The sequence below is a fragment of the Dyadobacter luteus genome, from assembly GCF_003383615.1.
GTDB lineage: Bacteria > Bacteroidota > Bacteroidia > Cytophagales > Spirosomataceae > Dyadobacter > Dyadobacter luteus.
This window is the reverse complement of sequence record NZ_QNUL01000004.1, coordinates 390,243-406,457: the sequence shown is the minus strand read 5'-3', so window position 1 is coordinate 406,457 and position 16,215 is coordinate 390,243. Positions and strand designations below refer to the sequence as shown.

At 42.9% G+C, this 16,215-nt stretch carries 13 protein-coding genes; 9 read left to right on the top strand and 4 right to left on the bottom strand.

Annotated features, from left to right (window positions below; all coding sequences use genetic code 11):
- Positions 1-137: 137 nt before the first annotated feature.
- Positions 138-488 carry a hypothetical protein gene (locus DSL64_RS08425; RefSeq protein WP_115830235.1) on the bottom strand — a complete coding sequence of 117 codons (351 nt, stop codon included), beginning with the start codon at positions 486-488 and terminating at the stop codon, positions 138-140.
- A 1,230-nt stretch (positions 489-1,718) separates the two neighbouring features.
- Here DSL64_RS08425 and DSL64_RS08415 point away from each other — a divergent pair.
- The 4 genes from DSL64_RS08415 (at position 1,719) to DSL64_RS08400 (ending at position 5,139) form a co-directional block, all read left to right on the top strand.
- Entirely contained in the window at positions 1,719-2,438 is a 720-nt protein-coding gene (locus DSL64_RS08415; RefSeq protein ID WP_115830233.1) for a hypothetical protein, read from the top strand.
- A 128-nt stretch (positions 2,439-2,566) separates the two neighbouring features.
- Positions 2,567-3,268, top strand: a complete 702-nt coding sequence (locus tag DSL64_RS29265; RefSeq protein WP_229217001.1) for a hypothetical protein — start codon at positions 2,567-2,569, stop codon at positions 3,266-3,268.
- 405 nt (positions 3,269-3,673) lie between these two features.
- On the top strand, positions 3,674-4,501 hold the full coding sequence (locus tag DSL64_RS08405; protein ID WP_115830231.1) for a hypothetical protein: 828 nt from the start codon (positions 3,674-3,676) through the stop codon (positions 4,499-4,501).
- 395 nt (positions 4,502-4,896) lie between these two features.
- Positions 4,897-5,139: a GlsB/YeaQ/YmgE family stress response membrane protein gene (locus DSL64_RS08400; RefSeq protein WP_115830230.1), complete on the top strand. Its 243-nt coding sequence runs from the start codon at positions 4,897-4,899 to the stop codon at positions 5,137-5,139.
- 278 nt (positions 5,140-5,417) lie between these two features.
- Here DSL64_RS08400 and DSL64_RS08395 read toward each other — a convergent pair whose 3' ends face one another.
- The 3 genes from DSL64_RS08395 to DSL64_RS08385 all read right to left on the bottom strand — a co-directional run bounded on the left by DSL64_RS08395 (position 5,418) and on the right by DSL64_RS08385 (position 7,156).
- Complete coding sequence (locus tag DSL64_RS08395; RefSeq protein ID WP_199539352.1) at positions 5,418-5,648, bottom strand: TraM recognition domain-containing protein; 231 nt, start codon at positions 5,646-5,648, stop codon at positions 5,418-5,420.
- A gap of 17 nt (positions 5,649-5,665) precedes the next feature.
- Positions 5,666-6,640 carry an HD domain-containing protein gene (locus DSL64_RS08390; protein ID WP_115830229.1) on the bottom strand — a complete coding sequence of 325 codons (975 nt, stop codon included), beginning with the start codon at positions 6,638-6,640 and terminating at the stop codon, positions 5,666-5,668.
- An 87-nt stretch (positions 6,641-6,727) separates the two neighbouring features.
- Positions 6,728-7,156, bottom strand: a complete 429-nt coding sequence (locus tag DSL64_RS08385) for a DUF5958 family protein (RefSeq protein ID WP_115830227.1) — start codon at positions 7,154-7,156, stop codon at positions 6,728-6,730.
- Positions 7,157-7,466: 310 nt separating this feature from the next.
- On the opposite strand from DSL64_RS08385, the gene DSL64_RS08380 reads away from it, so the two are divergent.
- The 5 genes from DSL64_RS08380 to DSL64_RS08360 all read left to right on the top strand — a co-directional run bounded on the left by DSL64_RS08380 (position 7,467) and on the right by DSL64_RS08360 (position 16,203).
- A complete protein-coding gene (locus tag DSL64_RS08380) occupies positions 7,467-8,063 on the top strand; it encodes an RNA polymerase sigma factor (protein WP_115830226.1) in 597 nt (198 codons plus the stop codon).
- 65 nt (positions 8,064-8,128) lie between these two features.
- Positions 8,129-9,184: a FecR family protein gene (locus DSL64_RS08375; RefSeq protein ID WP_158547900.1), complete on the top strand. Its 1,056-nt coding sequence runs from the start codon at positions 8,129-8,131 to the stop codon at positions 9,182-9,184.
- A 190-nt stretch (positions 9,185-9,374) separates the two neighbouring features.
- The gene (locus tag DSL64_RS08370; protein WP_115830224.1) at positions 9,375-12,839 is read left to right on the top strand and encodes a TonB-dependent receptor; all 3,465 of its coding nucleotides are present in this window, start codon (positions 9,375-9,377) and stop codon (positions 12,837-12,839) included.
- 14 nt (positions 12,840-12,853) lie between these two features.
- Positions 12,854-14,302: a RagB/SusD family nutrient uptake outer membrane protein gene (locus DSL64_RS08365; protein WP_115830222.1), complete on the top strand. Its 1,449-nt coding sequence runs from the start codon at positions 12,854-12,856 to the stop codon at positions 14,300-14,302.
- Positions 14,299-16,203 (top strand): sulfatase-like hydrolase/transferase, encoded by a 1,905-nt coding sequence (locus DSL64_RS08360; protein WP_115830221.1) that lies wholly within the window; start codon positions 14,299-14,301, stop codon positions 16,201-16,203. Before DSL64_RS08365 ends, DSL64_RS08360 begins: the two co-directional genes overlap by 4 nt.
- Positions 16,204-16,215 lie beyond the last annotated feature (12 nt).

The following is a 16,215-nucleotide window of genomic DNA, read 5'->3' as shown; positions in this document are numbered from 1 at the left end:
AACTAAATCCTGTTGAAAGGTTTTTCAAGGAAGTACGGAAATATCTAAAAAACAAAGTTTTTGAAAGCCTTGAACTTGCTCAGCAAAAAATCCAAAAAGTGGTAGAGACCATTTCTTCATCAGTTGACAACGTAATTTCACTTACCTGTTTTCCATATATTAAGAATACGTCCATTTAAATTGTAATTAGTATTAGTATTTGTGGTAATACCGCTAGCGTCATTCAAATTAGTAAATCGCAAGCCAGATGTATTAGCCGTCCCGGAGTTTATTTCAGCTTTATTCCCTGGGGCTGTGGTACCAATACCTACATTGCCATTATCCTTTAGAATCACAGTCTTGTTTCCGTTGGTCGCTTCAACTTCAAGGTTATTGTTGGGACCAATAACTACTGGATTTGACCCAATTTTTACCTGTGCGAAAGCACCAGATGACGCAGCAACAAACGCCGCGATAAGGAAGGTTTTAAATTGTCTTGAATTTTTCATTTGTAATACTTTTTTAGCTTAAATTGTTTTTGGTTACATTTCTTTTGAAGTCTTTCAGTCACATCTTGTAAAAGCAATAGCTTTTGACCAGGCAATTTATAGGCTGTTCAGTAGCCTGTCAGCGTAGGGGGAATCTGAACATCGGTTGTTAATAATGCCGACTCTGCAACTAATATATCTAGTTTAAAAGCATCACTAACTTCTTATAATATGATAAATAAACTAACCTGTGGGCTATTTATTAAAATCACCAACAATGACTTTACCAATAATTTCGAAAGGCTAAACTTTATATATTTGAAAAATATTAAAGAAGGAAGGTTGATAGTTAATGAGCTCTTAATAAAACACCAAACCGGATATTTTTTAGTAATATATTTTTATCATAATAGGGAATTAAACTATTTGTATGTGTTCTTTTTAAATTATAAATCGTTGCAAAAAACTTTAAATATTTTTCGATTCAATATTAACGTCGTATATGTCTATATATGATTAAATAACTTAATCACTATCATCCGCTAAATATAACCATTATAATAGCACAGGTTACTAGTTCATTATTGAACAAATGTATATAATATCTGAAATATTTAAAATTAGTAACAATTCTATATACGGTTAGAATTATTGCCAATATTAAATTAATATAATATATATATCTTCAAAAAACGAAACATATTATTTTGCACATCATGATGAAAAATGGATTAAATTCAAAAATAATCTCTAATAGATGCCTATTTGTTAATCTAATAAATAATACTTAGATACTAATGAATGTTATTTTTATCATACCTTTCCTAAACAATCATTGCTTTATTGAAAAATATCATCTTATTTCTATCCGACTTGGAAACTTCAAATATTTCGAAGTAAGCAGATTTAAAAATAAGTGTTGAAATATGTGCAGCATGTAGTAAACACAAATGAATATGAAAATATCATGCTCAATTTAAATCAATTATCAATATAGAATATATTCTAAACATCTAATAGAATATCCACCAGGGGAAATCAATATCAGGTAACTACATTTGTTACCACTTTTACGGCTTCAACAAACTATGACGATATAAACATGATAAATCATATACAACATTACATATCCCCATTTCCCTTCTAATAAACAAGCCAGATTGCCGATTCATGAACAATTCAGTGACACTTCGATTAAAACAGTAAATTCAATTATTAAAAACCAATTTATCACACACAAACAATTACACTATGAGAAAATCCACACTACTTAAAACTTATTTGATTATTAGCTTTTTTGCTATTTCTCTTACTGGCTTTGGGCAAGTAAAAATTGGAACGAACCCAACTACGATTGAAAGCACCTCCAATCTGGAAGTAGAAGCATCCACGACAGGAAGAAAATTAAAAGTAGATAAAACGTCAGGCCAGCTAACTGTGGCGGATGGCACACAAGGCACAGGTAAAGTATTGACCTCTGACGCGCAGGGTGGAGCAAGCTGGCAAACACCAAGCCAACTGCAAATAGACAAGACTGTTTTCGTTGGTAGGCAGTCATCGCAGAAATATACTATTACAAACTGGAATAATGTATTCAATGCTGTAAAGGATCGGATACCGCTGGTCTCTGTACTAGGATCATCTCCTGGCTACGACTCTAACACAAAACAATATACAATACAAGAAAGTGGTAACTACCGGATTTTTGCCGGAGCAGCTTTGAACGGCACCTCAGCTCCACCTCAGACAACGGTTGCGACAGTGTGTCTTTTCCCCTTCCGAACCCTGAATACTTATGATGGTATCAACAATGTCGTTGGGCCAGTATTATCTGTGGTTTGGGATGGCTACCTCGCAGCCGGTGAACTGGTAAGTGTTACTGTAACGTCAGTATCCAGCATACCAGGTGGCTCCACTCAGGAGGTGGAGGTAGACAAGGGATATCTGACTATTGTTAAACTTGCTTATTAAGCTCATATTGACATTAACAGAGAGCAAGCAAGAATCCAATTTGTCGCTTTGATGAAGGCACTTGCAGAATTTGCCTTCATCAAAGTGACAGACTTTACATTTCATATCACACTTTAAAACTTAAACTAATGAGACACACTACAATTTTATTGTTTTTTACAATATTCATCCTGTCATTTTCTTCATTTGGACAGGTCAAGATAGGAGCTAACCCAACTGTAATTGATCCTGCAAACAATCTTGAAGTAGAGAGCTCAACTACCGGGAATAAAATCAGTATTAACAAAACAAACGGAAAAATGACTGTTGCGGATGGTTCGCAAGGGGCAGGCAGGATCCTGACCTCAGATGCCAATGGAGTTGCAACATGGACTCCACCAGCAGCAATTCGTGTTGAAGAGACAGTCTTTGTGGGTGAACAGGGACCGGATCCATACGTAGTGACTGGTTGGGAGGGCACATTCAACGTACTTAAAGATCGTATTCCATTGGCGGTGAGGCCTGGCTCCCTGCCCGGCTACAATCCTGCTACTAAGCAATATACTATACAGGAAAGTGGTTATTACAGAGTTTTTGCCGGCGCAGGAATAGTTGGCACATTGCCTTTCCCTCGTACTACCGATGTCGTATTTTACCTGCACCCATGGCAAGTTTTCAATAATTACCTGAACATAGATGATAAGACTGGCCCAGTTCTATCCTCGTTCTGGCAGGCATATCTACCAGCTGGTTCTGTAGTTGATATTTATGTTACTGTTAACTATGATGGAGGACCTGCGCAATACGTTGTTGTCAAAAATGCCTTTCTATCCATCGTCAAGATGTTCTGACATTTTCCCAACTACTTCTTGCCTCCAAAGAGCAACTGGAAAAGCATTTCATTTTTTTCTCCCTGCGAATAAGTCTTGCGGGGAGATTTTTTTCGTTCAGCTCGCTCCATTTTTAAGTGCTGTTATAATCAGCTCACCTTTCTCCACTTCTATTTCAGTTGATACTAAAAGTCTTTTGTTGCTTTGTAAGCTTTGGCAAATGATCTAAAACACTACAGAAGCGATACAGAATCAATTCTAACCAATCACCAGAATAACTGCGAAATTAATGCGGCTTACTCTATTTACATTTGTTGCGTACTTTCAAAACCCTGTCAATCAAATCATTGACCAGGTGATTAATTTATACCTGATTTTACTAATCCGAACTTATTTACACCTTTCACAATTTAAACTAAATTACACATGCTCACGAAACATTTCAGTTTCAAGAAAAACCTCTACTTACTGGTTGGCATCCTTTCTCTATCAGGCCATGTCTCTTATGTTGCAGCGCAGATCAAGATCGGCTCCAACCCTACTGTCATTGGTGAAAATCTACATTTGGAAGTAGAAGCCGTCACCGGAAACAAAACCGTCATTCAGAAAGAAAACGGCAATATGGGTGTAGGGACTTCCGCACCTGGAAATAAGCTGGAGATCAAGTCCGATGGAGTGAATCAATCCGGGTTAAGATTTACCAACCTGACCAATGTGAGTCCAACTACAGCAGGAGCTGCTATATTGGGTGTAAATGCATCCGGAGATGTGGTTGTTACAGAGGGCACTGCGCCCAGACAATTTCTAGCAGTAGCCAGAACAGCCAATTCCCAGGGTGTTGCTACCGGCGTCGATATTATTCCAGATGGAGTCATCAAGACAAACAACACAATTCCCTATAATACCGCAACCGGTGTAGCCAACTTAACGGTGGGTAAAACCTACCTGATTACAGCTAACTTACACTGCGCACAATTCAATAATACTTTCGGAACTTTTGGCTCTATATTGTTCGGAGTAGTAAATGCCGCTGACAACCAGCCACTGGATATCTCAGCGAAGGCAGAATTGTTCGGACATTACAACCCGGGGACGGGAAGCTCCGGCAGCATTCAAATGGTCTTCACTGCAACTGCCGGCACCGAATCAATAAAACTACGGGCACTGCAAATCGTAGCCGGTGACGGAGCATCCGAAGGGCAGGCTACTATCCGAAATGACCTCTTTTCAGGATTTACGGTTACAGAGCTGTAAGGTTTTTTCGGGAGTTGCAGTCGGGCATCTGACTGCAACTCCCGAAAGACATTGCAAGCGATACAATGATCCGTTCAGTTTTTTGCCTGCTACATAGCCTTCATGATACTGGATTGCCGGTTTAACAACCTATAGCTCCATCCATAATCGTTATCCGGTCTGATCTATCTCTTTTCAAAGAAGAGCTAAGAGCATTAGAATTACGGTTCTTCTAACGATAGAATCAATTCTAAACTGACAGCATATCAAGATTAGAATCTCTAAGTTTGATACCAGGATTGATAGTATGGTTTGCAAAGTCCGCCATAACCTGGCTGCGCAAGTAACGATAGTTTCGAAACTCTATTCAATAAAAAACTCAACTTTTTCAATTAAACCATCTAAACATTTTCCTTATGGATCTTTTGTATTTCCTGTTGATTGGGGCAGTATCCGGTTGGCTTGCCGGCATTCTTTTCAAAGGCTGGGGTTTTGGACTAATCGGTAATATCATTGTTGGTATTGTAGGGTCAGTCCTGGGCGGCTGGATAGCTGCAAAAATAGGAATTGGCGGAACAGGACTTTTTGGCCATATCGTGATCGCCGCGCTTGGCGGATGGCTTCTGCTGTTCATCATTAGCTTGTTTTCCCGGCGTTAGTTAAGCCTATTCCCATAGACCTGGGCAGCATCTGAATAAATGCCGGTTGTTGATCCACGAAGCGTTTATTCAGATGCGTTACACTGTTAGGAATAAGCCCTCTAAGTAAATTCCCAGCCTACTCTCCTATCTTCATTTTAAAAGTTTCCGGGAAGACGGCAGCACGGCAGAATCAAGCTGTTGGGATTTGCTGATAATTTTCCCAAAGCGTTTAGACAGCTGTTTAGCCATATCGCCTGTTACCTGACCAGAGGAAATATTGCCGACGATATTCATGATTACATCGGCATTCCCGCGCCCATGATTTTTTTGAGTTGACTAAAATCCTGAATGCCCAGAGTCGTAGCCACCTTATTACTCCGAACGGTACTAATCAAACTATCCATATTATTGAGATAAATTATCGCAACTTGACCGAAGACAGAACTAATTTTCAGCTTATCCTTTTGGTTCATAGGCTTCACCAAGCGGTTCACATACAGCGACAAAACAGCTCTGTAGATCTGCATCTTTTGCGCCAAAAGAATTACACCTGTTGAAGAGCCAAAGGTCTGTTCTTTTCGTTCAGATATGTTTCTCGAAGCTGCAAATAAGATGAATCGAAGACCGACAGAGGGGCCAGTTTACCTTCTACTAAAACCAAAGGATCAACAGTGCGAATTTTAGGAGTGAGCACAAAATCAGGGCTTTCTGCGCTTTCCACAAAAAGGGCTTTGGAAGACAGTCTGGATAATTGATCCTTTAAAATGACATCTTCTGAAGCATTTAGTTTATCCCAGAATTCCTGATCAGTTCCCCAGACGTCTGATTCTTGTATCACAGCTATTTGGAGAGCTCTGCGAATTGCACTCGCTGTTTGTTCGTACAAGCCAATCGCCTGCAGGCTCGACCAGCATTGTTGGTCTGTCTTCATATAGGCTTGTGCCAAAAGCCGCGCAGCGACAAGGTCATTGACGACAATTTGTTTTTCCCGGATCACCAGATGCGAAAGTATATAAATGACCTGCTGGCCTGTTATTATCTCCAAAGCAAGACTATCCCGAAAGAAATAATCTAAACGGTCGGCACAAAGCAACGGTGAAGGCTGCTCCAAGATCGGATAAACCGAATCGTCGAGCAAATCGCGCCAGTCATATCCGTAATCTGCAAGCACTTGGGCAATATCCGATTGAGCCAAGAATGTCTGTTTCATGATTTCATGAAAACTCTCCCCGGCTGGTGTGCAGAAAACATGATCTGTTACGTGCGAAAAAGCAGTGTGGCTCACATCATGCAGCACCGCGGCAATCTGCTCGGTCAGCGGAGCTTGAGAGTGGCGGACCAAAAGCATAGCTCCAACTGAATGTTCAAAACGCGTAATTGGCTTGGTAATTCCTAAAAACCCGGTAATCCCATGTTGTAAAATACCTTTAAGCCGCTGCATACTAGCAGTGCTTATAAGCGCATTCAAAACGGGCTGGTCAATTTCGATCTGACCGTAGACGAAATCTTGATAGGTCATGACTTTGATTATAGAAATATCCTGGGTTATCGTGAAAAGATAAGGCCACAAATTTTCTGCTTCCTTACAGTTGCCACTCTAATTCAATTAATCACCTGTAGTTAATAAAGATTTTACGAATCCAATATCCGAAAGATCGGCATACCACCATTTCTCAGAAAATCCTTTTTCCTCTTCAAACCGGCGTAAATAGGCTATTTTAAAAAGATGCAGCAGCAGAATATAGCTCTTTCTGAGCTCGCTATCAGGTAAATCTATAACTTTAGGTAACCCAATTACCAAACGGTGAGTGAGCAGAAGCACGCAAGGAGTAAATGTAGGTTTGAGAGCACTACCCTCAATAGCTAATCTGACATCTGAATCAACTGGCTTGGATTGCCATATCAAATTACATAAAAAACCCAAAACTGTGCGCTTGCTATTTTCTTCCAAATTTGAAAATGAGGCTAGCAAGTCGTCTATTGACCGGACTGACTGAGCGAACTGATTGATAGCTATTTCGTCTTCAAGTCTCATAATTAAAAGATAACCTGCTGAGTAAAGATACTAAAAAAGTAAACAACCTGTCTGAATACTCTTTTACACCCTATCAAGGCTGCTGCCAGGCATTAGCACGATTTATCTCTGATTCTTTTCGCTGGATCATTTACCGGGATTCAGTATAATCTAAAAACCGCAATGCTCTGCTAAACAAGGTAGATTTATTCGCTAACAAGCAAATTGTTCTTTTATACTCTATAAATTCTATGGGGAATATAACTTAATGTATATATTTGCGATTCGGGATATCTATTCCGGCATTTAAGTTATCGCTAAATACAAGTTCATGCCCCAAACTCTATCTGAAGAGGAATTATGGCATTCGTTTATTGCAGGTAATTCCATAGCATATGAAACGCTGGTAGGCCAAACCTACCCGCTGATGTTTCAGTATGGTTCGAAGTTTAATAAAAACAAAGACCTGGTAAAGGATTGTATTCAGGATGTATTTTTAAATGTCTGGGAAAAGCGCCACAACCTGGATAGCACCATTCCTGTCAGAGCTTATTTGCTCGCTTCACTGCGCCGGCGAATCCACCGCAAGGTTCAACATGAGCTGATCGAATTCAATAATATTGAGCCCGACTCTGTTTTTGACCCTATATTTAACGTCGAGCAAACACTGATAGAAAACGAGAAAAACATGTTTCTGTCTGAAAAAATCGCAGCTATGCTTAACACACTGCCCGACAGGCAAAAGGAGGTGATTTACCTGCGCTTTTTTCAGGAACTTGATCGTAACCAGATTGCCGAGGTGATGCAGATTACCCCACAGTCTGTATCCAACTTTTTGCAAAAATCTTTTACCCATATCAAAAACAACTGGATTTCTGCAAGTTACCATCTCTCAGGAATCATTCTGAGTCTGGCATTTCAACAATAATATACTTTTTTTGATTTTTTTTCCTGCAAACAGGGTATGTGTCCCGACCTTGTGTCTAATGGGGTTTGAAAGAAAAAACCAAAGACATGGACAAGTATCTGAATTATTCACTTGAGCAGCTTTTGTCAGACGACAGTTTCAGACAAATAACACTGAATCCGACCAGTGCACAGCAGCTCGAACTGAATTCCTTGATACAGTCGCATCCCCAGAAAGCAGAGCTATTCTGTGAAGCGCAGGATGTTATCCGCTCAGTTGGAATCGCCAACGTATCACTCACTGAGCAAGAATTCCAGCAGGCTGTTGAGCAGATATTATCTGTAACCTCCCGCAAGACCCGGCGAGCTTCCCGGATTGTCCCTGTATCCATACTTACAAGAATTGCCGCATCTGTTACCGTCATTATAGGACTGTTTATGCTGGGCAAAATGATCTTGAATAAACCTTCCGCTGCTGCGAACAGCGTGCAGATGGTTCGCAAAGAGAATAACACTGCAGTGGCAAAACTTATCCGTCTGCAGGATGGTAGCGCTGTAGTCCTTAAACCGGGCAGTTATATTACCTATCCTATCACCTTTGAAGCACATAAAAGAGAACTGAATCTGGTGGGTGAAGCTTTTTTTGAGATCAGCAAAAATCCTGAAAAACCCTTTTTCGTTCATGCGGGCGGCTCTGTGACAAAGGTACTGGGGACCAGTTTTAATATCCGGGCATTTGAGCACGATGAAAGGGTAACAGTTTTGGTAAAAACAGGCAAAGTGGCTGTATACAAGCAAGACAAAGAAGATAGGTTAACCAAGCCTGTAAGCCTTCTGCAGGCCAATCAACAGCTACAACTGGCAAAAAATGACAACAGCTTTCAAAAAAGTATTTTAAAGCAGGGACCTGCTGTTCAGGATGAGCAGCTAATGGAGATACCTGTATCTGAACTCTTTGAAAAACTCAGTAAATCCTACGGGATCGTCATCGACTTCGATCAACAGAAATTGAGCAATTGCGCTGTAATGGCTAACCTGACCGATTTACATCTGCTCGAAAAGCTGGATGCAATTTGTCTTGCCATCAACGCATCCTACACAATCAACGAAAACCAGATTACCGTTACAGGTCAGGGTTGTTGACCCCAAAGAATAAGACCTGCACAAAGCATTTTCAAACAACTCAACAAGACACTATATCAAGTTAAAGCCGGCGTTGCTTGCAACAACACCGGCCCTATGTTGCCCGAATAGTCTGTGAATTTTCGACGATCTGCAGACTCTTTCGGTAAGTTTTATTACATGTTCTACCATAACAAAACCCCTTAAAGGTATGCAAAAAAGTGTATTTGCTAACAATCAATGGATCCGGCTTATGAAAATCGGGCTGCTACACATGCTTCTGGCTATCGGCTTTTTGCAAAGCGCATTTGCAGCCAAAAGTCATGCTCAGGATCTTCTGAGCAGAAAAATTAATCTGAATCTGAAAGAACAAAAAATCAGTCATCTGCTGCAGCAAATCGAAAAGCAGGCTGATGTCCGGTTTGTTTTCAGTCCGAAGCTGATTGATGCAGGCCGGAAGGTCTCTGTGAAAGTGGTTAATGAACCCATCGGTCAGGTGCTCGACAGCTATCTTCGGCCTCTTGGAATCAGCTATCAAGCTACCTCAAAGGTGATTGTTCTGCGTACCCAGGTCCAGCCAGCTGCTGCGGGACCACAGCCAGTAGAGGTAAAAACGCCTTCAAGCTCACCGCTTACCGAAAGGGTTATAGGCGGAAGGGTAACAGATCAAAACAATGAACCTTTGATCGGGGTGAGTATTCTGGTTAAAAATTCAACGAAAGGGATTGTCACAGATCAGGACGGGAAGTATAGCCTTTCGGTCGTAGATGAAGAAAACGCCGTATTGGTATTTTCCTTTATTGGCTTTGTTGGCCAGGAAGTCTCAGTGGGCAAGCAGTCAGTGATCAATGTTACATTGCAAAATGATCTGCAAAACCTGAATGAGGTGCTCGTTGTTGGATATGGCACTCAGAAAAAAGCAGACATTACCGGATCTGTCGGAACAGTTAAAATTGACAAGGAGATTGCCGGCCGGCCGGCCGCGGAAGTAGGTCAGGCACTCTACGGACAAATCTCTGGCGTGCAGGTAATCACCGCCAACGGGCGCCCGGGAACATCCACTTCAATTCAGGTGAGAGGAATCAACTCGGTTTCTGCCGGTAGCACGCCACTTATCGTCGTGGACGGCCTTCCTACACCCAATTACGATCTGAATTTGATCAACCCGGCCATCATTGAATCGATAGAAGTACTCAAAGACGCTTCCTCGGCTGCTATCTACGGGTCAAGAGGGGCGAACGGCGTGATTCTGATCACGACAAAAAAAGGAAAATCCGGCCATGCCAAACTGGACCTTAACTTTGTGAGCGGTCTTCAGCAGGTGATCGATAAAATACCGGTGATGAACTCGGCCGAATATGCGCAGGCTTCTATCGACGCTGCTCAAAATGGCTGGATCAAAAGTGGTGGCGACCCTTCAGCACCCAATACGCTTGCAGCCAGAAAACAGTATAAATACACCTGGCCTGCCGCGTTTGATAATCCTGAAAACCTGGTCAATACCGACTGGCAGGATGAAATCTATAGCGTTACTCCTATCAATAAGCTGGATCTGAGCGTAAGCGGAGGCTCTGATAAATCCGCCTATCTGGTATCAGCAGGATTTGTAAAGCAGAAGGGAATTATTCAAACTTCTGAATACAGCAAATACACGTTGGGCTTAAACACAAACACGAAAGTAACCAACTGGCTCGAAATCGGAGGTTCGGTAAACCTGGCCTTGGATCACGAACAAGAGCCTTTCAACAGAATTGCGGAATGGGCAGTTCAGTATCCTTCCATTTATCCTGTCTACAGTGCCAACGGATATCTGGGGGCTCCTGCCAATCAGCCCGGATTTGAGAACTACAATGCAATTTTATTCCGTCCGCAAAATGGTCACCCATTATACCGGATTACAGATGACATTCACCATCGGCGTTTCAATGCACTGGGAAATGCCTTCGCAGCGATCAAATTATTACCGGGCCTGAATTTTAAAAGTGCACTGAATTATTTTTACAACCGCACCGACGACAACACCTATGCAGCCAGAGATCACCAGCTCGGGCCAGCTTATTACACAGAAGGCAGTATGTCTGTAGCCAACGCAAGAACGCTGAATTTCACCTATCAGAACCTTCTGACTTATGACAAAACAATAGGCAATCATAACGTCTCAGTCTTGCTGGGTGCTGAATACAATTCGAGCAATTACTATTATACGCTGCAGGAAAGACGCGGATATGACAACGATGAGCTCAAAGCACTCAGCGCAGGACGTACTGTTTTCCAGTCCATGGATAACAAAAACAAAAGTGCTCTGATTTCTTATTTCGGACGCGTTAACTATAACTTCAAAGAAAAATACTTGCTTTCTGCAAGTCTACGAACAGACGGCTCTTCTCGTTTCGCACCTAATAACAAATGGGGACTCTTTCCGGCAGTGTCAGCAGGCTGGGTGGTATCACAGGAGGATTTTCTTCAGTCTGTGCCGCAGATCAGCCAGCTGAAGATCAGAGCGAGTTATGGTTTCACAGGTAACGACCGCTTCGACGATTACCGCTGGATAGGTTCTGTTCAACAGGGACGTGTTGCATTTGGCAGCACGCTTGGAGCTTCCTACTACCCTTCTGCGATCACCAATCCGGATCTGCAGTGGGAACGAACCCAGCAGTTCAACATCGGCGTTGACCTGGGTATTCTTTCCAACAGGATCAACCTGGAAGCAGACTTTTACAGATCTGTTTCCGACGGACTGTTACTGGATGTGCCAGTGCCGGTCGTATCAGGATTTACAAGTGTATTTAAAAACATTGGAAAACTTGAAAATAAGGGAATAGAGCTGGGTATAACGACACACAACATTTCTAAAGGCAGCTTTAAATGGAGCACGAAATTCAATATCTCCGGCAACCGCAATCAGCTGTTGGCACTGGGACCAGACAATGCTCCTATGATTTTCACGCCTGCTGTGTTCAGCGGCATGCAAAAAATCAATCAGGTGGGTAGTCCTATATTCAGCTATTACGGCTACGAATATGCAGGTGTCTATAAAAACCAGGGTGAGATTGATGCTGATCCGGCTCATTACAGCACAGCCACTCCCGGAGACGGCAGATATAAGGACGTGAACGCAGACGGCAAACTGGATGCAAACGACCGTACACTGATCGGCAATTACAATCCTGATTTTATATGGGGACTTACCAATAATTTCTCTTTTAAAGGGATAGACCTGAGTTTTCTGCTTCAGGGCGTACAGGGCAATGATGTACTTGACGAAAATATTCACCGTTCACTGCTTTATCACGAGGGCCGCAACTATTACAAAAGCGCGGTCAACAGATGGCGCTCAGAGGCTGAACCCGGAGACGGTTACCACTACAAATTATCTGTAGACCAGAACGGATACGAAAAAACACCGTCAAGTTACTGGATTCAGGATGGCTCGTACTTCCGATTAAAAAGCCTGACACTGGGCTATACATTTGCTGCTGCTGTTCTTGAAAAGATCAAGGTGTCCTCTCTTCGGATTTACCTGACGGGACAAAATTTGTTCACGCACAAAAATATCCCGGTTTACGATCCTGAAAACTTTAGCGGTGATATGACCGACGCCTCCCGAAGAGGTGTAAATGCCAACCCCTATCCTACTGCCAAAGTGTATTCATTTGGTATCAATATCGGCCTTTAATCCCAGAAAGCTTTATGAAAAATATAAACAGATATATTGTTCTCTCCCTGAGTATCCTGCTGGCCTCCTGCTCTGAGAGCCTGCTAGATTTGTACCCCGAGACGCGGCTCACCGATGCGAGCTTTTACAAAACAGAAACTCAGCTCGTGCAGGCCACCAACGATGTGTACCGGCAGCTGGGCAGGCTGTATGATGCTGGCGGTATTGCAGATCTTTACGGAGAGCTCTACTCAGACAACGTCTATATTGAATTTACGAGCGGGGCCAATGCGTTCCCTGAAGAGATCAATAAACACAAAATTCTGCCTGATAACGGCAAACTCAAACTGGCATGGGAAACTGCATACAACGGCTTGTATATCACAAACAACGTGCTGCTTCAACTTGAAAAAACAGAAGTGAGCTTCGCCCAGCCTGCTTTAAAAGAGCGCCTGAAAGCAGAAGCCAGACTGGTACGCGCAGTGATTCTTTTCAATCTCGTGCAAGCCTGGGGTGATGTACCATTGCCACTTACTGTGGTCTCTCCAACCGAGAGCTACCAATATGCAAGAGAGAAAAAGGAAACAGTTTACCAGCAGATCATCTCAGATCTGAGTTTTTCAAAATCAGTTCTCCCTGCCAGCTACACTGGCACAGATATCGGGCGGGCTACTAAATATGCAGCCGGGGCTCTTCTTGGAAAGCTGTATCTTCTACAGGGCGATAAAGTCAAAGCCGCAGCTGAATTAAAAGAAATTATAGACAGTGGATTATTCTCATTGGATGCCAACAGGGATGGGGCCGTAAACACTGCCGACTTTGCCCATCTTTTCAAAGCAGATACTAAGAATTCAAAAGAATCTATTCTGGAAGCGCAGTATCTGGCTGGCCAAAACCAGGTCAATAGCCTGCATCAACAGGCTTACACACCGTTCCACTTTGCTTTCCATTTACCTCAAAGTACAGAGACATTTCGCGGAGATGGCCTCAATACACCAACCGCAGATCTGATCGGTGAATTTGAAACCAATGATCCAAGAAAAGAGCTTTCGATTTACCCTGGCTACACCGACCTGCAGACAAATCAGTTTATCGCTTATCCTTTCACGCTTAAATTTTTTGACCCGCAATGGAGATATGCCGGTCAGAACTTTGAAATTATCCGTTATGCTGATGTTCTTTTGTTGTATGCAGAAGCCACAGAGCAGGTCACCTATCTGAATCAGGTTCGTGCCAGAGTTGGTCTGCCTGCCTACGGCCAGGCCGCATACCCGTCCAAATACAATACACTTGCCCTGGCGATTGAACATGAGCGCCGCGTAGAACTCGCTTTTGAATTTCACCGGTTTTTCGATTTAGTTAGAACAAAACGGGCCGCCAGCGTTTTGAGCAGCAAGGGCATTACGATTTCAGCTGACAAATTGCTTTTCCCCATACCCCAAAGCGCGATTGACGTTAACCCGGCTATCACACAAAACCCATGAGACTTAAAAGTTTTATTCTTCTGCTGGCAAGTACAGTACTTGCCAGCAGAGCTGTGAGCCAGCCTGATCAACGGCCGAATATATTGTGGATCGTCAGCGAAGACAACAGTCCTTTTATCGGTGCCTATAGTGATCAGTTTGCCACAACACCGGTACTCGACAAGCTGGCTTCAGAAGGAATTCTTTATCAGAATGCTTTTTGTACTGCCGCAGTTTGCGCGCCGTCCCGCTCTACGCTCATTACAGGTATGTACCCCTCCTCAATGGGCACAGAGAATATGCGAAGCAATTATCCGGTACCCTCTTTTGTCAAATTCTTTCCGCGTTACCTACGTGAGGCGGGATATTATACAACCAACAATGCAAAAAAGGACTATAACACAACCGACCAGACAGAAGCATGGGATGAATCCAGTAAACAGGCCACTTACCTGAACAGAGCACCAGGTCAGCCATTTTTTGCCGTATTCAATCTTGAAACAACCCATGAGAGCTCGATATTTCCTGCTGCTGCCAAACGGCAAATGTATGCTCAGTTTGCCTCAGCACAGCAGGCCAATACGGTTCAGCTACAGGAGCCAACACCTGAGCATGACCCGGAAAAAGTCCGCATACCTGCCTACCACCCCAAGACTGCAGAGATGAAGCACGACTGGGCCCTTTACTATGATAAAATGCAGCAAATGGATGCTCAGGTAGGCAAAATTCTGCAAGAGCTCGATAAGCAGGGACTCTCACAGAACACGATTGTGTTTTATTATGCCGACAACGGAGGAATATTGGCAAGAAGTAAAAGATTCATGAACGAGTCGGGTCTTCGTATTCCATTAATAATCAGAATTCCTGAAAGGTACCGTGCGGCAAGTCCACTTAAAGCGGGATCAGCAACTGACCGTTTGGTTGACTTTACTGACTTTGCCCCTACAGTGCTTAGTCTGGCTGGAATAACTATTCCAAAGTACATGCAAGGGAAAGCATTTTTGGGTGCATCGGTCAGACCAGAAGATGAAAAAGCACTGGCCTTCGGATCAAGGGGCAGAATGGATGCCGGAATTGATCTGGTCCGCACTGTCCGTGACAAAAAGTACCGTTATGTGGCCAACTTCATGCCGCACAAAATCTACGGACAACATATCAAATTCATGTGGATGGCCTCTTCAATGCAGTCCTGGGAACGGGAGTTCAAAGCAGGTAGGCTCAATCAAATCCAATCTGCATTCTTCAAAGAGAAACCATCAGAAGAGCTCTACGATGTTTCTGCTGATGCTGATAATGTCATTAACCTGGCAGACAAACCGGAATTCAAACAGGTATTGGAAACATTGAGAAAAGATACATTTGACAAGATTATCAGTTTGAATGACCCTGGTTTTATTCCTGAATCGGGCCTTGAAGATATCTCGAAAACGACCACTCCCTATGACTATGCGCGTTCGGGCAAATACGATATCAATCAAGTGCTCAAAATTGCGGTTGCAGCATCCTCCAGAGACCAGTCAAAGCTACCACTGCTGATCAAAAGCATGTCAGATAAAGATCCAGTCATACGTTACTGGGCAGCCACCGGCGCATTGGTATTGGCAGACCGGGCAAAAACAGCTTCCAAACAGCTGATCAAACTACTTGATGACCCCACGGATTACGTGCAGGTGGCTGCCGCTGAAGCTCTTTACAAGCTTGGTGATAAAGATAAAGCGCTGAGCGCATGGTATCGGAACCTGTCAAGTAGCAACACAATGCTTCGTGTACAGATTCTCAGCGCGCTGACCGTGGTCAGTCCGGCTGAACTGGAACCAATCAGAAAGGATCTGATACAGCTTTCCAAAAACAAAGCCTCAGAATATGATTCTAATGCGGCCGAATTCTTATTGAGCCGGCTCGAAGAAAAAACTGATAAATAAGCGCTATCTTAT